20 protein-coding genes are annotated in these 19941 nt (G+C 65.2%); 9 read left to right on the top strand and 11 right to left on the bottom strand.

Annotation, left to right across the window (positions count from 1 at the left end):
- The 4 genes from A5652_RS02085 to A5652_RS02100 all read left to right on the top strand — a co-directional run.
- Positions 1 to 1797 (top strand): sulfite reductase flavoprotein subunit alpha (locus tag A5652_RS02085; protein ID WP_197513703.1); only part of this gene is annotated, 1797 nt, incomplete at its 5' end.
- Between the two features lie 122 nt (positions 1798 to 1919).
- Complete coding sequence (locus tag A5652_RS02090; protein ID WP_232001064.1) at positions 1920 to 2198, top strand: hypothetical protein; 279 nt, start codon at positions 1920 to 1922, stop codon at positions 2196 to 2198.
- A gap of 292 nt (positions 2199 to 2490) precedes the next feature.
- Positions 2491 to 3834: a rhodanese-like domain-containing protein gene (locus A5652_RS02095; RefSeq protein ID WP_067346187.1), complete on the top strand. Its 1344-nt coding sequence runs from the start codon at positions 2491 to 2493 to the stop codon at positions 3832 to 3834.
- A 67-nt stretch (positions 3835 to 3901) separates the two neighbouring features.
- Positions 3902 to 4483 carry a rhodanese-like domain-containing protein gene (locus tag A5652_RS02100; protein WP_067346160.1) on the top strand — a complete coding sequence of 194 codons (582 nt, stop codon included), beginning with the start codon at positions 3902 to 3904 and terminating at the stop codon, positions 4481 to 4483.
- A gap of 11 nt (positions 4484 to 4494) precedes the next feature.
- On the opposite strand, the gene A5652_RS02105 is transcribed toward A5652_RS02100, so the two are convergent.
- From A5652_RS02105 to A5652_RS02155, 11 genes are read right to left on the bottom strand one after another with little or no spacing between them, the layout of a single operon-like run.
- Positions 4495 to 5004, bottom strand: coding sequence for a CAP domain-containing protein (locus A5652_RS02105; RefSeq protein WP_067346162.1), 510 nt, complete (start codon positions 5002 to 5004; stop codon positions 4495 to 4497).
- Between the two features lie 15 nt (positions 5005 to 5019).
- Positions 5020 to 5634, bottom strand: a complete 615-nt coding sequence (locus tag A5652_RS02110) for a hypothetical protein (protein ID WP_067346164.1) — start codon at positions 5632 to 5634, stop codon at positions 5020 to 5022.
- Positions 5631 to 6296, bottom strand: a complete 666-nt coding sequence (locus A5652_RS02115) for an Mce protein (protein WP_067346167.1) — start codon at positions 6294 to 6296, stop codon at positions 5631 to 5633. The genes A5652_RS02110 and A5652_RS02115 overlap by 4 nt, the downstream gene beginning before the upstream one ends.
- Positions 6297 to 6312: 16 nt before the next feature.
- Entirely contained in the window at positions 6313 to 7782 is a 1470-nt protein-coding gene (locus A5652_RS02120) for an MCE family protein (protein WP_067346169.1), read from the bottom strand.
- Positions 7783 to 8904: an MCE family protein gene (locus tag A5652_RS02125; RefSeq protein WP_067346171.1), complete on the bottom strand. Its 1122-nt coding sequence runs from the start codon at positions 8902 to 8904 to the stop codon at positions 7783 to 7785.
- Positions 8901 to 10277, bottom strand: coding sequence for an MCE family protein (locus A5652_RS02130; RefSeq protein WP_067346174.1), 1377 nt, complete (start codon positions 10275 to 10277; stop codon positions 8901 to 8903). The genes A5652_RS02125 and A5652_RS02130 overlap by 4 nt, the downstream gene beginning before the upstream one ends.
- Positions 10274 to 11458 (bottom strand): MCE family protein, encoded by a 1185-nt coding sequence (locus A5652_RS02135; protein WP_156745099.1) that lies wholly within the window; start codon positions 11456 to 11458, stop codon positions 10274 to 10276. The genes A5652_RS02130 and A5652_RS02135 overlap by 4 nt, the downstream gene beginning before the upstream one ends.
- Positions 11455 to 12483, bottom strand: a complete 1029-nt coding sequence (locus A5652_RS02140) for an MCE family protein (protein ID WP_067346176.1) — start codon at positions 12481 to 12483, stop codon at positions 11455 to 11457. The genes A5652_RS02135 and A5652_RS02140 overlap by 4 nt, the downstream gene beginning before the upstream one ends.
- Positions 12480 to 13748 carry an MCE family protein gene (locus A5652_RS02145; protein WP_067346178.1) on the bottom strand — a complete coding sequence of 423 codons (1269 nt, stop codon included), beginning with the start codon at positions 13746 to 13748 and terminating at the stop codon, positions 12480 to 12482. The genes A5652_RS02140 and A5652_RS02145 overlap by 4 nt, the downstream gene beginning before the upstream one ends.
- 4 nt (positions 13749 to 13752) lie before the next feature.
- Positions 13753 to 14601 carry an ABC transporter permease gene (locus tag A5652_RS02150; protein ID WP_067346179.1) on the bottom strand — a complete coding sequence of 283 codons (849 nt, stop codon included), beginning with the start codon at positions 14599 to 14601 and terminating at the stop codon, positions 13753 to 13755.
- The gene (locus A5652_RS02155; RefSeq protein WP_067346181.1) at positions 14598 to 15365 is read right to left on the bottom strand and encodes an ABC transporter permease; all 768 of its coding nucleotides are present in this window, start codon (positions 15363 to 15365) and stop codon (positions 14598 to 14600) included. The genes A5652_RS02150 and A5652_RS02155 overlap by 4 nt, the downstream gene beginning before the upstream one ends.
- A gap of 623 nt (positions 15366 to 15988) precedes the next feature.
- On the opposite strand from A5652_RS02155, the gene A5652_RS02160 reads away from it, so the two are divergent.
- The 5 genes from A5652_RS02160 to A5652_RS02175 form a co-directional block, all read left to right on the top strand.
- Complete coding sequence (locus A5652_RS02160) at positions 15989 to 16792, top strand: Stf0 family sulfotransferase (protein ID WP_067346183.1); 804 nt, start codon at positions 15989 to 15991, stop codon at positions 16790 to 16792.
- 117 nt (positions 16793 to 16909) lie between these two features.
- The gene (locus tag A5652_RS27995; protein WP_197513706.1) at positions 16910 to 17068 is read left to right on the top strand and encodes a hypothetical protein; all 159 of its coding nucleotides are present in this window, start codon (positions 16910 to 16912) and stop codon (positions 17066 to 17068) included.
- Positions 17062 to 18192 carry a YeiH family protein gene (locus A5652_RS02165; RefSeq protein ID WP_067346191.1) on the top strand — a complete coding sequence of 377 codons (1131 nt, stop codon included), beginning with the start codon at positions 17062 to 17064 and terminating at the stop codon, positions 18190 to 18192. Before A5652_RS27995 ends, A5652_RS02165 begins: the two co-directional genes overlap by 7 nt.
- Positions 18193 to 18795: 603 nt before the next feature.
- On the top strand, positions 18796 to 19728 hold the full coding sequence (gene cysK / locus A5652_RS02170) for a cysteine synthase A (protein ID WP_067346185.1): 933 nt from the start codon (positions 18796 to 18798) through the stop codon (positions 19726 to 19728).
- 2 nt (positions 19729 to 19730) lie between these two features.
- The coding region (locus A5652_RS02175; RefSeq protein ID WP_369805724.1) for a serine O-acetyltransferase at positions 19731 to 19941 on the top strand (211 nt) is incomplete at its 3' end.

The raw sequence follows: 19941 nt of genomic DNA on the forward strand, positions 1-19941 counted from the left end.
TGGGTTGATGGCCTGCTGGCGGGGCTGTTCTCGCGCATCGACGCACCCGAGCCAGCGGCGCTCCCAGAGGATGGGCAAGCAACTTCGCCGCCGGCCACCCAGCAACCGCCCACGCCGACCGATGCCAAACCCGCGGCCGAACGCGCTCCCGTCGTGGTGCTGTGGGCATCGCAGACCGGGAACGCAGAGGAACTCGCCGCCGACATCGCCGCGCGGTTGGGCGCCGCGGAGCTTCCCGTCACGCTGCGCAGCATGGACGACTTCCCCCAGGCCGAGCTGGCGAAGACGCGGGAGTTGTTACTCGTCACCAGCACCACCGGCGACGGCGAAGCGCCCGACAACGGCGCCGGCCTCTGGCGGGCGCTGATGTCGGACAGCGCACCGCGACTCACCGGCACCCGCTATGCCGTACTCGCGCTGGGCGACTCCAACTACGACGATTTCTGTGGTCACGGACGCAAACTGGACGCGCGCCTCGCCGAGCTGGGCGCGGCCCGCATCACCGACCGGGCGGACTGCGAACCCGACTACGACGACACCGCGGCGAAGTGGCTGGGCGACGTCATCGATGCCCTGACCAAGAGGCCCACGTCCGTCGGCAGAGACGGGGTCGCGACCGCGCCGGCCCGCGCTTCCGCGGTTGTGGCGCCGCCCCGACCGGGTGCGGCCGCGGCCAGCACCTACAGCAAGAAACATCCGCTGATCACCGGCATGGTGCGCAACACTGTGTTGAGCCAGCCGCAATCGACAAAAGACGTGCGGCACTTGGTTTTCGACATGCCGGAAGAATCCGTGACCTACGAGGCCGGCGACGCACTGGGCGTGTGGCCGCGCAACAGCGACGCGTTGGTCGACGAATGGCTGTCGGTCACCGGACTGAACGGGCAGACCCCTGTCGAGGTCGGCGAGCACGGTCTGATGTCGTTGCGCTCCGCGCTCACCGAGCGCATCGAGATCGCCCACGTCAGCCGGGACCTGGTGCGGTTCGTGCAGGAGCGCACCGGTGACTCGACACTCGCCGCGCTGCTGAAGCCGGAAAACAAACGCGCGCTTGCGGATTGGACGTGGGGCCGCCAGTCCATCGACCTGCTGTCGAAGCTGCCGGTCTCCGCGTCGGCCCACGAGTGGCTGCGCGTCCTCAAACGCCTCCAGCCGCGGCTGTACTCGATTTCGTCCAGTCCCAAAGCGTGTCCGGGGGAAGTTCACCTGACGGTCTCCCCCGTGCGCTTCAACTTCCAGGGCGTGCCGCGCCGCGGGGTGTGCTCGACCTACCTGGCCGACCGCTCCCCCGGCGACCGAGTGGCGGTCTATCTGCAGCAATCGAGCAATTTCCGGCCTCCGAGTGACTCGGACACGCCGATGATCATGATCGGACCCGGAACCGGCATCGCACCCTTCCGCGCTTTTCTGCAGGAACGACGCGCGCTCGGCCACACCGGACCCAACTGGCTGTTCTTCGGTGAGCAACACGCCGCCACCGACTTCTACTACCGCGACGAACTCGAGAAGATGCGTGACGACGGGTTCCTCACCGAGCTGGATCTGGCGTTCTCGAGGGACCAGCAGCACAAGGTCTACGTGCAGCACCTGATGCGCAAACGTGGAGCGCAGCTGTGGAGCTGGCTGCAGGACGGCGCCCGGCTGTATGTCTGCGGCACCGCGGATCCCATGGCCAAGGACGTTGACCGGGCGCTCTGCGAGATCGCGGCCGAATTCGGCAAGCTCGACCCGGATGCGGCGAAGGATTACGTGCAGTCGTTGAGCGCCGACAAGCGCTACCACCGCGACGTCTACTAGCGCCGATCGTACCCACTGCCACCGCAGCCGTAACACAGCAGAAACATCGCGCACCCGCCGCCGAAACGTCCGCGTCGCACGATTCACTCACATGGTCGCGCACCTGAAGGAGTGACGTCATCGTGGCTCGGGAGAGTGATGGACCCGATCGGGTCTTCAAGAACGGCTGCCCGCTGCAATGCCGACTGCGATACACCGCCATGACCGAGGACCCGGTCGCTGACCACTGCGACTGGGCGGGCCTGCCCATAAATTTGGATTTCGCGTTCTCGCAGGATCAGCGCGACAAGGTCTACAAGCAGCACCTGCTGCGCAGGCGCGGTACGCAGTTCGGGCCGTGGCGCCACGGCTTCCAGTGCGTCTGCGAGACCGCCGAGAACGAATCGCTCACCAGCGGATAGCCCGGTTCTCGGATCGCCGCGCGACTTTGCCGCGCGATGCGGTCGGCGCAAAAAATCACCGAGGTTGAAAATCCTTGACGCTTCGACGCCGTAGCTCTTACCGGCGCCAAGCTGCGCCGACCCGCTCGGTGGCGCGGTTCGTGTGTGCTCCGGCCGCGGTCGTCACCGGCTCGACAGATGACCGGTAATCCGCGTTGCGGGTACTAGAAAACATGCCCATTGCTACGAGCCGAAGAGCCGCGCAAGCCTCCGCCACGCCCACGCGTGCCCAGCAAGGGTTTTCAAAACCATGGTGAACGTGGCGATCATCGAAACGTCGGGCTTGGGCGACCGCAGCTATCTCATCAGCGACGGTGAGGTTGCCGTCGCGGTGGATCCGCAACGAGACATCGATCGGGTGCTCGAGCTGACTGAAGACCTGCGTATCACCCACGTGCTGGAAACCCACATCCACAGCGACTACGTGACCGGCGGCCTGGCGCTGGCCAAAGCGACCGGCGCCCAATACGTCGTTCCCGCAGGGGAAGACGTCCACTTCGAACGCCACGTGGTTGAGGATGGCGACCGGATCGACACCGGCGGAATACATCTGGAAGCGTTGTTCACCCCCGGACATACCCACCATCACGTCAGCTATGTGCTGCGCGGGGATTCCGGGGACACCGTCGGCGTCTTCACGGGCGGGTCGCTGTTGTTTGGCAGCACTGGCAGAACGGACCTGGTCGGTGACGACCACACCGAGGAATTGGCCCGGCGGCAATACCATTCGGTCCGGCGCCTCGCCGATGTGCTGCCTTCGGAGACCGCGATCTACCCCACCCACGGATTCGGAAGTTTCTGTTCGGCGACGCCGCCCGACGGTGACGCCTCCACCATCGGCGAACAACGCCTCAGCAATCCGGCGCTGACGAAGGACGAACAGGAATACGTCGACGAGCTTCTGGCCGGGCTTGCTGCGTTTCCCGCCTACTACGCGCACATGGGCGTCATCAACAGGGCCGGCCCCGAAGCGGCGGACCTCTCCCCGCCCAAACCGGTGGATGCGCAGGAGCTTCGGCACCGGATCGACGCCGGCGAATGGGTGGTCGACCTTCGGAACCGAACGGCGTTCGCAGCGGGGCACCTGCGCGGCAGCTACGGATTCGAGCTGTCGGGGTCTTTCGTGAACTACCTCGGGTGGCTGTACAGCTGGGGCGCACCGCTGACATTGATCGGTGAGGACACCGAGCAAGTCGCCGACGCTCAGCGGGAGCTCGCCCGCATCGGCGTCGATCGCCTCACCGGCAGCGCCACTGGCGACATACGCGCGCTGGCCGATGGTGTGACGCTGAGCAGCTACCGGGTCGCGTCCTTCAAGGACCTCGTCGACGCGCTCGAAACCGGCACGGTCACCGTAGTCGATGTTCGTCAGTCACACGAATTCGACAACGGCCACGTACGTGATGCGGTCAACATCGCGCTGCACGAGTTGCCGGAGCGCCTTGCCGAACTACCCGAAGACCGCGAGCTTTGGATCCACTGCGCCAGCGGGTACCGGGCGTCGATCGCGGCGGCGCTGCTCGACCGGCAGCAACTCCGCGTCGTGCTCATCGACGACGACTACGACAACGCCGAAAACTTGAACATCACCAGGTGATTGATTGAAAAGGCCTGCCATCACCGCGATCACGGGTGCAGCGGCGCCCACAACGGGAGGAAACACCATGAGCGCACTGACCGCCGACGCCATCACGTCGGCCGAGCTGCACGAGCGGCTCGAATCTTCCACCGCTCTGCGCATCGTCGACGTTCGGACGCCCGCGGAGTTCGAGACGTCACACATACCCGGGTCCTACAACGTGCCCCTTGACGTACTGGACGAACACTCCCGTGAGATCGCTCAGCTATTGGGTGGCGATCGGGAAGCCGTCCTGGTATGCCGGTCCGGGCAACGCTCCACCAGGGCCCAAAAGCTCTTGCGGAACGCGGGTTTGGATGGTGGTCGCGTGTTGGAGAAGGGAATCCTCGACTGGGAGGGCCAAGGCTTTTCGGTCGATCGTGGCGCCCAGCGGTGGGATCTCGAGCGCCAGGTACGCCTCGTCGCGGGATCGGTCGTACTTTCGTCCGTCCTTGGAAGCGTCGTCGTCCCGCGACTCAAATGGCTGGCCGCCGGGATTGGAGGGGGCTTGACTTACGCCGCACTATCCAACACCTGCGCGATGGCGACGGTACTCTCCAAATTGCCGTACAACCGCGGTGCAACGTTGGACGCCGAGACGGTTCTGTCTCGACTGGGCAGCCATTAGGCCGTTGCCGCTTAACGCTTCGGCAGGTCCGGCTGCCCGTACACCGCCACCACCACGGTGCGGTCCATGCTGTTGTCCGACCACACCCCGATGCTGGTGTTGGCGCAGTCGCGGATGATCGCCATGTCGTCGGGGTTGTAGTACCACTGGTTGACCAGTTCCAGGCTGCTGATGGCGATCGCCGGGTTGATGGCCACCGTCTCGGCGGCCCGGCCGCGGAAGCCGGCGGCGTTGGCCCGGTCTTGCGGCGTGGATCCGTCGGAGCCGATGTCGCCATTGATGCTTCGGTTGTTCATCATGTCTTCGGCGTGCCATTCCGCGGCCAGGGTGAGCGCGTTGTTCCTGATGACGTCATTCGTGCAGCCCGCCTGGTGCTGCAGGGTGTAGACGGCGGAGACGACCGCGCTGTTGAGCCGCTTGTTGTCGGCCTGCGCAACCGGCGCCGCCAAAACCGCGGTGCCCAACAACACGACGCCGGCGGGCAGCAGCACGAGGGCGCAACGGCGTGCCGATAGTTCCATGGCGGTCCCCCCGGATTATGTGGGCTCGAAACGCGACACCAGCCACCGGCCGTCGACCTTGTCCAGGGTCACCCGCACGACGGGCTGGGTGTCAGTGGGAGCGCCCGCACCGATGGTCACCGTCTGGTCGACATACACCAGCGCCACAGCGTGGTTCTCGGTCACCGAAACAGAGGCCGCCGCGTTCACTTTGGCCACCGACGAGATGTGCTTCTCCTTTGCCCCGGGCACGACGACCTGGCGCGTCAGCTCGCCGTAGGCGTCTTTGAACTCACCGGTCAGCCGCTCGCGCGCCGCGGCGAGGTCCTTGTCCACCGTGTCGGCGTGATAGGTCAACAACGTGACCGTGTCGTCGCGGGCGGCCTGCACCGATTCGGTCCGGGCCCGTGCGAGATCGTCGGCGGCCCCCGCCGACCACTTGAGGTACCCCGCGCCAACCGCCAAAGCCAACGCGAGCGCGGGCAATATCCCATAGGCCAACACGCGTGACCACGCGATGGACCGCGTCGCACCCCCGGCCTTGGGCCGCACCCCGGTAGACGACTGGGTGGCGTCGGATTCCTGTTGCGCCACTTCGGTTGCCGAGTCCAGTTCCTCGGCGGCTTTCACGTCTTCTTTCAATGTCGTCATGGCACGAACACCACGTTGGCGACCTTGGCGTCATCGCCGACCGATCGGACCTCGATTCGCATGCGCCATTCCCGCGGCGCCTCCTCGCCCCCGGCGGTGCGCGACTTCACCGCGACCGCCACCAAAACCTGGGCGGAGTCGCCGCGTTGGCTTTCCAGTCCGGCATCGGTGACCGTCCCTTCGGATTTCGACTGCGCCGCCTTGACAACCTCCTCGAACGGCTTCGCCCGCTGCTCGAAGTCGTCCCGGAATGCACCGGTGGCCAGATCGAGGATCCGCTGCACGTCGGCGTCGACCTGGGTGTAGTTGATCGTGGTGAGGTTCACCGCCCCCTGACGGGCCGTCGCGACGTACAAGTTCTGCCGGGCCTGGTCCTCGTGCTTCTGGTAGGCGCGGTAGCCCAGCCAGCCGCTCAGGCCGGCCAGCGCCGCAACGATGAGGCCGCTGGCCACCAAGGCCGATCCGGTGCGCGAAAGCCGCCCCCCGCGGATGGTTTCGCGCCACCGCGCGAGCCGGCCCGCGGATGGTCTCTCAAGACCGTCGCCGTCTTCGATGTGGAGCTTTTCCGCTTCTTCGGTTTCGGTCGCGTCGATGTCCTCGGCGACGTCGAGTTCCGTTGACTCGTCGTTGCTTTCATTCGGGATGTCGGGTTTGTCCGCCATGGTGCTCCTTCAAACTTTAGGGTTGCGGGACAAGAAGTGATTGCCAGCTCTTGGCGCGCGGGTGCGCCAGGTCCGACTCGGTGTAGTGACGCCCGTCCGGGCCGATGTATTCACCGGTGGCGGGGTCGTAGGTCGCCACCGCTACGGGCGCGGGCGGTGGCGCGGTGCCCCGCGGCGGTGGTAGCCGCGGATCCTGGCCCGGCGGATATAGCGGGACGCCCTGACCGCTGGTGGTGGCATTTGGGTCGCCTTTCCAGTTGTAGCCGTCGTTGAGCGGCACGTACTCCTCATCGCTTTCGCAGAGTTCGACGGTGGGCGCGCGCTTCCACGGCTTGCTCTCACACGGAATGTTCCGCACGCCACGGACATTGAACTCCGAATCCTGCGGCACCCGGCAAAACAGGTCCGCGGCCGGCCGGTCCGGCGCATCGACGCTGGCCGGTGAGCGCCGCTGCGCCGGCGGCAGGTATCCCGTCGTGCAGGGCGGCGGCAGGTTGAGGTTGAGGTTGAAGTCCAGTTGGGCGCCCCGGTACTCCTGCTTGGTGTTCGAGCTTGGCACGATGATCGCCGCCATAGCCGCGATGCCCTGCGGCAGCAGCACCAGGAGTTGTTCGATGTCGTGGCGGTAGACGACGGCGATATCGCCGAGGCTCACCAGATTGGCGAACAAAACCGGTAGTGCCGGCGCCACCCGATCCAGCATCGCGCGGCCTTCTTCGATGCCGGAAGTGCCCTGTGCCAACAGATCTCGCACCGCGGCGTCCTGCGCCTTGAACTGCGCCATGATGGCCGCGGTCTGACCGGCCCACGCGGCGATCGCGTCCGACGTCTGCACCTGAGAGTTGAGCACGGGCGGCGACTGGTCGATCAGGGCGGCAAGCGGGTCGATGGTCCGGCCTCCCGCCACGGCCAGCGCGGTCGACCCGTCGACGATGCGGGACAGTTCCGGCCCGAGGCCGCCGACCGCCCGGCTGGTCTCGTCGATCACGGTGCGCAAGTTGTCCCGCGGAATTGCTTGCAGCGCACGGTTGGTCATGTCAAGCAGGCGCCCGATGTCGACGGGGACGTCGACATGCCCGGCGGTGATGACGTCGCCGTCACGCAGCGTCCGGGATTGTTGGCCGTCCGTGCCGGGTTGCGGCGTCAGCTCGATGTACTGCTCACCGATCGCCGAGCGGCTGTGCACCGACGCCTGCACCTCGGCGGGCACCTTCACTCCCGACCTCAAAGCCAGCACCGCGCGCACCCCAGTGGCGGTGACGCCGACCGACTTCACCTGTCCCACATCGGTACCGCGGTAGGTGACCACCGACGTCTCGTAGAGTCCGCCCGATTGCGGCAGGTCAACCGTGACCTTGTACTCCCCGATTCCGAACAGCGTGGCGGGCAGCTTCATGAAGTTGAATGCCATTGCGCCACAGGAAACAAACGTCACCAGCGTCAGGATTGACAACTGGATCCACGTCCGGCGGTTCAACCGAAGCATTCAGTATCCCCCGAAATGGTACGGATAGGTCAGCGGGTTGCCCCCGGTGACCGGGCTCGGCTGCATGCCGATGGTGCGGCCCCACTGCAGTTCGAGCTGGGTGAGGTTGCCTTCCCATCGCGACCCGGTGAACAGTCCCTGATCGATGCGGCTCAATGTCAAATCGACGACCAGCGTGAGGTTGGCGTAGTCGCCGCGGAACCAGTTCCGCACGGTGGATGCAGGCCACGGGTAGGTCGCCAGCCCGTCCAATCCCTTGGTGAGGGAGGGCCCGGCGTCGGCGAGCGACCGCAGCACGGGCGCGATGTTGCGCAGATTGTTCACCAGCGATTCCCTGCTCTGGTGAATGGTGTCGGCGGCGATCGCGCTGAACTTGCCGACCTGATCGATAGTGTCGGCGATCTTCGCCCGCTCGTTGGCCAACACGTCCAGCGCTTTGGGCACGGACGTCAACGCTTTGTCGACGACGCCGTCGTTGGCGGCAACCTGGCCCGCCAGAGCGTTGAGGTTCTCGGCGGCGGCGATGATGTCGTCGGTCTGGTCGTTGGTGCGGGCGATGAACTCGTCGATTTGATTCAGCAGGCTGCGCATGTCGTTCTCACGGCCGGCAAACGCCTTGGCCACCGACTGCGTGATCTCCTGCAGCTGGCCGATTCCCCCGCCGTTGAGCAGGATTGACACCGACGCCAACGTCTGCTCGGTGGTGGGATACAGACTCGCCCGTGACAACGGGATGACCGAACCCGCTCTGAGTTGGCCGACCGGCCGCTCGTCCTTGGGGGGTGCCAGCTCGATGTGCATCGAACCGAGCAGGCTGGTCTGTCCGAGCTTGGCGGTCGAATTGGCCGGCAAGTGCACATCGCCATTGATCCGCATGGTCACCAGCGCATGCCAATCTTGCAGCTCGATCTTGGTGACATTGCCGACGTTGACGTCGTCCACCCGGATCCGGGTGTTCTCCTGGATGGTGACCACATCAGGCATCTGCGCCTGAATCGTGTACGAGCCCGGACCGCCGCCCGCGGTGCCGGGCAACCTGAACGAATTCAGGCCGCGCCAGCCACACCCCGACAGGGCCGCAACGCATATCAGGCCGAGGACAACGGCTAGCGCGCGCCTCATGATGGCCCCGTCGGAAGCATCAGGCTCTGCAGCACCTGAATCGAATTGGACGTCGTGTTCGCGGGCGGCGCCTCGGCGGGCGGCGGGTCGGCGGGCTGCGGCTGGTCGGCGGGTTGCGGCTGGTCGGCGAGCGCCGCCTGCTCGGGGGGCGACGGCGGGGCACCATCGGGCGCCGCAGGCGCGCCCGCGGGGGGCGTGTATCCCGGCCGCAGCCAGTCCTCGCTGTACGTGATCTCGCTTGGCCGGGCCTGCGTCCCGACGAACGGGTTGATTCCCGCCGGGATGTAGTTGTAGATGCGGTTTTTGATGATCGGGTTGAGGTACTGCAGGCACAGCTTCGACACCCGGGCCAGGCGCGCCCGCGACGCCGCCTCGATGGAACTGCAGATGAACTGCGGGATATCGGCGAAGTTGTTGAGGGCCAGGATGCCGGTCATCGCGCTCTGTGCCGGCTGATAAATGTTCAGGAAGTTCTGAAAAACCGTCGGGGCGATGTGCAGGATCTGCTTGATATCGCCGCGGCTGTCGTTGAGCGCCGTTGTGATGGAACCCAACCGGTCGAACGTGACACCCGCCGCTTCGCGGTTCTCGGCCAGGAAGTCACGCACATCTGTGAGCGCCCCGTCCAGAGACTTCACCGCGTTGCCCACTTCGTTCGGAGTGTTCGACAGCAGCGTCGTCACGCTCGCCAGGTTCTGATTGAACGAGGCCAGCACATCGCTGCTGGAGTACAGCGCGGACACCAGCAGCTGCAGATTACGCACGGTGCTGAAGATGTCGTCGGCGTGATCACCGAGCGCCGAGATCGCCTCGGACAGCTTGATCACGGTGTCCCGAGCGGTGTCTCCTTGGCCGCGCACGTTGTCGGCCGTCGAGTCGATAAGCTCGCCGACGGAGTTGACTCCGCCCGGACTGGTGGGCTGAAGGGCATCGGTCAGCTTCTCCAGCTGCTTACGGAAGTCATCCCATTCCACCGGAACCGCGGTGTGGCTCAGCGGAATCGAGGACCCGGCGCTCAACTTGGGACCGCCGGAGTACGCCGGGACCAGCTGAATCGCCCGCGAGGTCACCAGCGACGGCGACAGGATGGCGGCACGGGCATCGGCCGGAATTGAATACTGCTTGTCGACGGAGAACGTCACCTTGGAGCTGGCGGGCTGGGGCTCGATCTTGTCGACCACGCCGACGGCCACCCCGAGGATGCGAATCTCGTCACCGACGAACAAGCCGTTGGCCTCCGCGAAATACGCAGAGTACGTGTTCTTTTCGACGTCCTTCCACAGCTTGCTGCCGACCAGGAACGACGCCACGGCCAGCGTCAGGATCAGGCTGGCCGCGGTTGCTTTGCGAAGGGTGCCTCGACTGATTTTCATGGCGCATCGAAATCGTGCGGCGAGGGCGGCGGAATGGTGCGGATGGGCGGCGTCGACGGCGGGGGCGACGGCGGCTGAGACCACAGCGGCACCGGCGCGTTCTCAGGCGGCACGGGCGGGGTACCGGTGGGCGGGTCGACCGCCTCCGACGGCAGCTTCTGGTTGGGGTCCAAGAACCGGTCATACATGTCCGCATCCAGTACCGGGCCACCGATCTGGCCGGGAACCAGGTTGGCCACGTAGGCCTTGAAAAACGGCCCAGATCCCAAGCATTCGCCGAAGGACATCGCATAGCGCTTGAACTTGGGCAGCGTCTTCTGAATGTCTTCCTTGCGGTTGTCGAGGATCTCGAGCACACCGTTGAGCTTGTCGAGGGCGGGCTTGAGCTGGGTCCGGTTGTCGTTGACCAGACCGGAGATCTGGTGCGAAACCGCGGTCAGGTTGTTCATCAGGGCGTCCAGCGAATCTCGCTCGTCGAGTAGCGCCGCCAGCAAGGCGTTGGAATTCGCAACCAGTCCGGCGATCTGCTGGCTACGCTTGCCCAGCACCGTCGAGACCTTGTTGGCGTTGCCCAGCAGGCTGCGCAGCTGTGCGTCCCGGCCGTTGAGGGTGTCGGAGAACCGAGCGACACCCTCCAGCGCCGGCCGCACGTTGGACGGCGTCGCTCTCAGAGTGTTGGCCAAGGTCGTTAGGGCGGTGGACAGTTGAGCCGTGTCCAGGCCGCTGATGGTCGTCGTCAAATCGCCCAGCGCGTCGGGAAGCTCATACGGCGAGGTGGTGCGCTGCAGCGGGATGGTGCCCGACAACTTCCCGCTTCCGCGCGGCGTCAGCTCGAGCATCTTGGCGCCCAGTATGGTTTCGGTCTTGATCGCCGCCTCGGTGCGGTCGCCCAGCTCGACACCCTTGTGCACCGTGAAGCCGACCCGGACCTTGGTGCCCTCCAACCGAAGGTCGGAAACCCGGCCGACGCCCATGCCCGAAACCCGCACGGTATTACCCGGTTTGATGCCCCCGGCTTCGGCGAAGTACGCCGCGTAGTCGTCCGTGTTCTTGATGAATGGCAGCTTGTTGTATTGGAAGGCAACGATGGTCACGCAGGCCAGGATGATGGTTCCCATCACTCCCAGCAGGAAAGGGTTGCGCCGGTCGGCCGATTTCACCTTGGGTAGTTTCAGCTTCATCGCGGCGTGCACCGCCCGCTGGGCTGGCCCAACAGCTTGACGAAGATCGGATTGCCCCCTTTACCATTCAGCTTGAGCAATACCTCGCAGAAGTAGAAGCCGAAATAGTCACCGTTGAGGCCCTGCCGGGCGAGTACCTGGTAGATGTCCGGAAGGTCCGTCAGCAGTTTGTCGACGTACTCTTTGTCGGAGAGCACCTGGCCGGACACACGATCCGTCTCGTGCACAACATCTTTGATCGGCTGCCGGGACTGGGCGAGCAGATCGGTGATCGATCCCGCCGCCGCATTGATGTAGGCGAGTCCGGTGGAGATATCGTTCCTGCGCTGCGCCAGCCCGTCCACCAATTGCGCCAGTTTGTCCACACCATCGGAGAACTCGCGGTCGCGGGTGGCGAAGGTGTGCAGCACGGTGTTCAAATTCGTGATCAGTTGACCGATCAGCTCACTGCGCCCTGCCAGGGTCGAGGTCAGTATCGAGGTCTGCGACAGGACCGATGCCAACGTCCCACCCTGGCCTTGAAAGATCCGCAACAGCTGACCGGACAGGGCGTTGACCTGATCGGGGTCCAGCGCGCGGAACAACGGCCGGAAACCACCGATCAGCGCGTCGAGGTCGAGCGCGGGCGACGTCCGGGCCAGCGGGATTGTGGCGCCCGGGGGCAACCGGCGTGGCGGCCCCGGGGCTTCCTCGAGCGCGAGGTAGCGGTCACCGATCAGGTTTTCGTAGCGCACGACGGCCTTGGTGCCCTCGCTGAGTCGAACTCCTTTGTCCACTTCGAAGTCGACGGTGACGGTGCCGTCATGGTGCAGGCTCAGGTCGCCGACCTTGCCGACTTCCACCCCGGCGATGCGCACGAAGTTGCCGGACTTCAGGCCGGAGACGTTGGTGAAGACCGCGCGATAGCCGGCGCGGTCCTCGAACCGCAACTGACCGAACACCGCGATCAACGCAAAAGTGAACAGCAGGCAGACGGCGGTGAAGATCCCGACCCGCAGGATGATGCTGGATAGCTTCCTTCTCATGGCGGCGGCTGCCCCCCGCGCCAGAAGTAGCGCGGCGCTTCCGGAGGGTTCTTGGTGGTCGGGAACCAGTTGGCCCACCATGGATTACCCGCGGCCACGTTGGTACGGATCTCGTTCGGGGCAGCGCCCCAGCCGGTATCGGTGACCAGCGCGCGCACCGGGAAGTTCGCGCTGGGATCGGGCAGCGAGCCACAGCTGGGTTTGCCACCCGGGCCGCCGGTCGCGTTGACCTTGGGCAAGTGTTTCGGAAAACGGTACGGGTCGTCGCCGAAAAGCAGTGCAGCGTCGAGGATCACGGAGTAGCCATTGCCGCCCAGCGCGTCTCGACCACCATGGTCGACATACCATTGCGCACCCTGGAATAGGCACGTATAGGTCGGGGAGTATTTCTCCAACAGCGCGATGGTCGGGTCGAGCTGGTTCATGGACCGCACGATGTTCGATTCGTTGCGGCCGATCACGTTGATGCCGGTCTGGCTGAAGCCGATCGCCGACAGCAACAGCGAGTCCAGTGAACGCTGGTCGTCCGTGATGGTGGCACTGGTGGTCGTCGCCGAATCCAAGATGGACAGAATGTTCTGTGCCGCATCGGAATAGACGGCCGTGGTCTTGCCGAACAGCCGCCAGTCCTTATCGATGGTGTCCATGCGCGGGTTGACGGTCAGAAGCACGTTGTTCGCGTCGGTAATCGCCTGTCCGATCCGTTCGCCCTTGCCGCGCACCGACTGCGCGAAGGCCGACAGGATCGAGTTCAATTTTGCCGGGTCGAGCGCCTGGACGACCGACTGCAGGTTCTCGAACACCGTGTTGACTTCCACGGTGACGTTGCGCGAGTGCAGCACCGCGCCGGGCTTCAGGGATGTGGTGCTGGGACGGTCGGGAACGATTAGATCGACATATTTGGAGCCGAATGCAGTGGTCGATCTGATCTCGGCCTCGAGGTTGCTGGGGAGATACTTGAAGGCCTCCGGTTGTATCTTCAGGCGTAGCTGCGCCGCTTTGACGTCGGTGCCGATCGACGCGACCTGGCCGACCTGGACACCGCGCAGCTTGACCTTGGCGCCGTCCTCCATGACCAGCCCGGCACGGTCCGATACCAACGTGAGCGGGACGAAGGTTTGGAGTTTGCCCGAGAACGAGGCCGCGGTCATGGCGATCAGGCCGCCGATCAGGATGAACAAGGTGGGTGCCCACCAGATCGGGTCAATCTTGCTGTGGCGGGTCCTGTTTCGCTGGAATGCCCCGCTGGCCCGGTGATCACTCATCCGGTCATCCCGACAGGTTGAAGTTGCCGGACTGCCCGTAGACGGACAGCGAAATCATCAGGCACACAAACGCCGTGACGATCATCGATGACCGCACCGACCGACCAACCGCTTCCCCGACGCCCGCCGGGCCACCCGTCGCGGTGAAGCCGTAATAGGTGTGCACCACCATCACGCCGGCCGCCATGGTCAGCGCCGCCAAAAACGACCAGAACAAGTCCGTGGGTCGCAAAAAGGTTGCGAAGTAATGTTCGTAGACGCCACGTGACTGCCCGTACACGTAGATTGTGAGGAACTTCGCCGCGACAAACGACATCAGGACCGCGACGGCGTAGAGCGGGATGACGACCAGGATGCCGGCGATGATCCGGGTGGACGCCAGATAGGTGACCGCGCGGATGCCCATGACCTCCAGCGCGTCGATCTCCTCATTGATGCGCATCGCGCCCAGTTGCGCCGTCGCTCCCGCTCCGATCGTGGCGGCCAGTGCCAGGCCGGCAGTGCAGGGCGCGATCATCCGGACATTCAAAAACGCCGAGAGGAAGCCGGTCAGCGCTTCGACGCCAATGTTCGACAACGTGTCATAGCCTTGCACGGCGACGAGGGCGCCTGTGGTCAGCGTGAGAAAACCGATGATGCCAACCGTGCCTCCGATGACGGCCAATGCGCCTGTGCCCATCCCCATCTCGGCGATCAGCCGCAGCAGTTCGCCCGGATAACGCCGTACCGCGTCGACGGTGGCGGTCAGGGATTGCCCATAGAACGCGGTCTGTTCACCCAGCTTGCGCGTGGAATCCGCCAGGCGGGGGCCAAGAGTGACGAACCACGACGGCTCGCGCGCGGCATCGGTCATTTGGCCGTCACCTTCACTCCGAGCGCGGTGGTCAGGATGTTGATGAAGAACAAGGCCATGAACGAGAAGACCACGGTCTCGTTCACCGCGTTACCGACACCGGTCGGGCCACCGCCCACCGACAAGCCCTTGTAGCAGGCGATCAGACCCGCCGACAGGCCAAACAGGGTCGCCTTGATCAGCGAGATAACCACCTGCGGCAGTCCGGTGACCAACGTCATTCCGGCGATGAAAGCGCCGGGCGTGACGTGCTGGACGAACACCACGAAGATGTAGCTGCCGGTCAGACCGGTCACCGCCACCACCGAGTACAGCAGGACCGCGACGAACGTCGCCGCGATGATGCGCGGAACCACAAGCGCCTGAACGGGATTGACACCGATCACCTTCATCGCGTCGATTTCCTCGCGGATGGTGCGTGCACCCAGATCCGCGCACATGGCCGTCGACCCGGCACCCGACACAACCATGGCCGTGACGACCGGTCCCACCTGGGTCACCGAGGCCAGCCCGGCACCGGCGCCCGAAAGATCGCCCGCACCGATCTCCACGAGCAGGATGTTGAGGACGAACACGATGAGCACCGTGTACGGAATCGACAACATGATCGTCGGAAAAATGGATACGCGGGCGACAAACCAGATCTGCTCGAGAACCTCACGCCACGCCCAGGGTCCGCGCACTGCCACAACCAGTGCCTCGGCGCTGAGCAGAAAGAATTGTCCCAGCGCGTTCATGGGCTTCGCGAGGGTCGCCGCGTTCACGCCGCTTACCCAACCCAACGGCGGTCTTTGACTCAACCCGACCCCCATTTACGTAACAGCGTTTATACGTTCGTAATTCGCTGGCCCTAAAGCAACACGGCACTGTTTACATGCGCCGCGTCTGTTTGAGCGCACTAGATGAGGGAATGTACGGGCAAAACGATGCCCGGCGTTAGGTTTGCAATCAACAAGAAGAAATGTGGGTAACGCCCGCTAAGCCTCAGCCGGATATTGCTATCGCCCACGGAGATCGGCAGGCCGTCAGCCTGCGTAATTGTTGGTACCCGGCCTGACGCGGCAGCCGTGCGGGCGGCGGCCGGCAGTCGGAACGACGCCCGACCGGTGGGGCACGCAGCCGGCGGGGCCGCCCCGGGGGAAATTGCGGGCGCCCACCCGAAAAGACCTGTGAGGCAGCCCTTTTCCAAGCACCACGGGATTCGCCGCTGGTGCGGCTTCCCGCCCGCTTCGAAACCAGATGAGCACCCACGGCCACCGTCCCGTTCGGCTGTCGTCGCCGAACGCCACAGTTCGGGGAAGTCCGTTTCGATACAAGGGTTTCCTTCAGTCTGACCGTAATCGCGCTACCCCGGATAAGAATTGACGGTTCTGGATACACTCTGCCGGTGACAGGTAGGCCGTCGTCATATCTGGTGTTGGCGTCGCAGCGCAGCGGCAGCACGCTGCTGGTCGAGTCGCTGCGCGCCACCGGCGTGGCCGGTGAGCCGCAGGAGTTTTTCCAGTATCTCCCCACCACCAGCCAGTCCCCGCAGCCGCGGGAGTGGTTCGCCGGCGTCGAGGACGAGTCGATCCTGGACCTGCTCGATCCGCTCGACGTCGGGACGCCGGACCTGGCGCCCCCCGAGATCTGGCGTGCCTACATTCGTACGGTCGGACGCACGCCGAACGGGGTGTGGGGCGGCAAGCTGATGTGGAATCAGACGCCGCTGCTGCTAAAACGTGCCAAGGACCTGCCGGATCGAAGCGGCGAGGGCCTGCTGGCGGCGATCACCGATGTGGTCGGCGAGCAACCGCTGCTGATTCACGTCTACCGGCCCGATGTGATCTCTCAGGCGGTGTCGTTCTGGCGGGCCGTGCAGACGCGGGTCTGGCGAGGCAGGCCGGACCCGGTGCGGGACGCGCGCGCCACCTATCACGCCGGTGCGATCGCCCACGTTGTCAGCATGCTGCGCGCGCAAGAAGAGGGCTGGCGCAACTGGTTCGCCGAAGAAAACATCAAGCCCATGGACATTTCGTATCCGGTGTTGTGGCGCAACCTGACCCAGGTGGTGGGATCCATTCTCGAGGCGCTGGGGCTGGACCCGCAGCTGGCCCCCGACCCGGTGCTGGAGCGCCAAGCCGACCAGCGCTCCGACGAATGGGTGGACCGCTACCGCGCTGACGCCGAGAAGCACGGGCTGCCAACCTGATCGACCGGCAGAGCTAAATTCAGCCCGAGCCAATCACTTGGATGTAGCGCCCGCGGACGCCACAGTCAACGGGTGCGGCCGAGCGGCGCCGCCATAGGCGCTTGAGGAGCGGTCATCGTGGGTGAAGGCGTGCCAAAAAAAGATCCCGACGCCCCGCAGGGGCCGGATTGGGCGGCCCGGGTCGGTTCGGTGTCGGTGGACTGGTGGGCGACCGCGGTGGCTGGTTTGATCGTCGCGTTGGCCGTGGCCGACGTGCTCCCGAAGATTCCCTGGTGACCGCCGTGAGCACACTCCAAGTACAGCCCGACGAGACGTCGGCCGAATCCACGTTCACCAGCACCCGTCCGCTCGACTACGTACCGGGCGTCCTGCTCCTGATCGGCGTCGGGGTGTTGGGCAAGTATGCCCAAATCTGGTGGAACGCCCTGACCAAGCACGAGCACTGGACCGTGCCCGACATCGAATACGTGTTGTGGGCGATCGTGATTGGGCTGCTCATCACCAACACCATTGGCCTGCACCGGGTATTCCGCCCCGGCGTGCTGACTTATGAATTCTGGCTCAAGGTCGGGATCGTGGCGCTCGGTTCGCGATTCGTGCTGGGCGACATCGCCAAACTGGGCGCGATCAGCCTGGCGCAGATCCTGGTGGACATGACCATTGCCGGAACGATCATCATCGTCGTGGCCCGCGCGTTCGGGTTATCGGGCAAGCTCGGCTCGCTGTTGGCGATAGGCACGTCCATCTGCGGGGTGTCGGCCATCGTGGCGGCCAAGGGCGCGATCCGGGCCCGCAACTCCGATGTCAGCTACGCGATCGCGGCGATCCTGGCGCTGGGCGCGGTGTCGCTGTTCGTGTTGCCGCCCCTAGGACATGCGATCGGTCTCAGCGACCACGAATTCGGTTTGTGGGCCGGACTTTCCGTGGACAACACCGCCGAAACCACCGCCACCGGATACCTGTACTCCGACCATGCCGGCAAGATCGCGGTTCTGGTGAAGTCGACGCGCAACGCGCTGATCGGGTTCGTGGTGCTGGGCTTCGCGCTGTTTTGGGCGGGTCGAGGGCAAGCCGACGAAATCGCGCGGGGCGCCACGGCCAAGGCCGCGTTCGTCTGGAACAAGTTCCCGAAATTCGTCCTCGGTTTCCTGGTGGTCTCGGCGATCGCCACCGCGGGCTGGCTGACCAAGGGCCAAACCGCCAACCTCGCCAACGTCTCGAAATGGGCGTTCCTGCTCACCTTTGCCGGTGTGGGGCTCAATACCGACATCCGTCAGATCGCGCGCACCGGTTGGCGCCCGCTGCTGGTCGCGGTCATCGGGCTCACCGTCGTCGCCACCGTCTCGCTCGGCATCGTGCTGCTCACGTCACGCGTATTCGGTTGGGGTGCAGGGACCTAAGGGCTCAGCGCCCAGAGCGCTTTGTTTCTCGCCCGGCTGGGCGGGCGCTCGAGTCCCCCCGCCCGGCTGGGCGGGCGCTCGAATCCCCCCGCCCGGCGGGGCGGGCGCTCGGCAACCCGCAATCGCGCCGTTTTCAGCCCGAACGACGGCACGCCGGCCTTCTCCTTGGCGGCGCCCCGCCGGACGCGTGCACGCGGGGCAAGGCCAGTGCCGCGGGGTGCCCGCTTCAGCGCCCGCGCTCCAAGCGGAGACCGGAAAAAGTCCTGGCCAGAAGGTCGAAAGCCGGCCTGAGCCAAACGACCGACCACCTCCGATGCCCTATAGTGGTGACATGCAACGCCCCGCACAGCCGCGCTTTGTCCCGTCGCGCTACCTTGCCGTGGACTGTTGTTGCTGTTGCTGTTGTTGTTGATTGCTCGAGCCCCCCGGCGCCGCGAAAACGGTTTGCGATCTGCGTGGACGCGTGCTCACCGGGTGGCGCTGGGTGAGGCGTCGCAACGCTTCAACCCGGTGCCGCTAGCCATCCCCGCCGAGATGAACATAGAGTTCGATATTAGCTGGCAGGCCGAGGCCTGGTCCTACGTCGTTGGAGACAATAGGTAGATGAGCATCGCGGAGAACGTCACGGAATTGATCGGTAACACCCCGCTGGTCCGGCTCAACCGGGTCACCGAAGGTGCGGTCGCCGACGTCGTCGCCAAGCTGGAATTCTTCAACCCGGGCAACAGTGTCAAGGACCGCATCGGGGTCGCGATGATCGACGCCGCCGAGCAGGCGGGCCTGATCAAACCGGACACGATCATTCTCGAGCCGACGAGTGGGAACACCGGCATCGCCCTGGCGCTGGTGGCCGCGGCCCGTGGCTACCGCTGCGTGCTGACCATGCCCGAGACCATGAGCGTTGAGCGACGAATGCTGTTGCGCGCCTTGGGCGCCGAGATCGTTTTGACGCCGGGGGCCGAGGGCATGCCGGGCGCCATCGCCAAGGCCGAGGAACTTGCCAAAAGCGACCAACGGTATTTCGTGCCACAGCAATTCGAGAACAAGGCCAACCCGGCGATCCACCGTGCCACCACCGCGGAGGAAGTGTGGCGCGACACCGACGGCAAAGTCGACATCTTCGTCGCCGGAGTGGGTACCGGCGGCACCATCACCGGCGTGGCGCAGGTGATCAAGGAACGCAAGCCCTCAGCACAGTTCATCGCCGTGGAGCCGGCCGCGTCACCGGTGTTGTCCGGCGGGCAAAAAGGGCCACACCCCATCCAGGGCCTCGGCGCCGGGTTCGTCCCGCCCGTGCTCGCGACGGATCTGGTCGACGAGGTGATCACCGTCGGCAACGAGGAGTCCATGACCTTGGCCCGACGGCTGGCCGCCGAAGAGGGACTGTTGGTCGGTATCTCGTCGGGGGCGGCGGTGGTTGCCGCGCTGCAGGTCGCCCGCAGGCCCGAGAACGCTGGAAAGCTCGTCGTCGTGGTGCTACCCGACTTCGGCGAGCGGTACCTGAGCACGCCGTTGTTCGCCGACCTGGCAGATTAGCCGTGCTCGAAGCCATCCGACGGGACGTACTGGCGGCCAAGGAGCGCGATCCGGCCGCTCCGACCACGCTGCAGGTGGTGTTCGCCTACCCGGGCGTGCACGCAATCTGGTGCCACCGCATCAACCACTGGCTGTGGCAGCGCGGTGCGAAGCTGGCCGCGCGCATCACCGCCGAAATCACCCGGATTCTGACCGGCGTCGAGATCCATCCCG

The organism is Mycobacterium sp. 1165178.9, assembly GCF_001673555.1.
In the GTDB taxonomy this organism is placed as follows: Bacteria; Actinomycetota; Actinomycetes; order Mycobacteriales; family Mycobacteriaceae; genus Mycobacterium.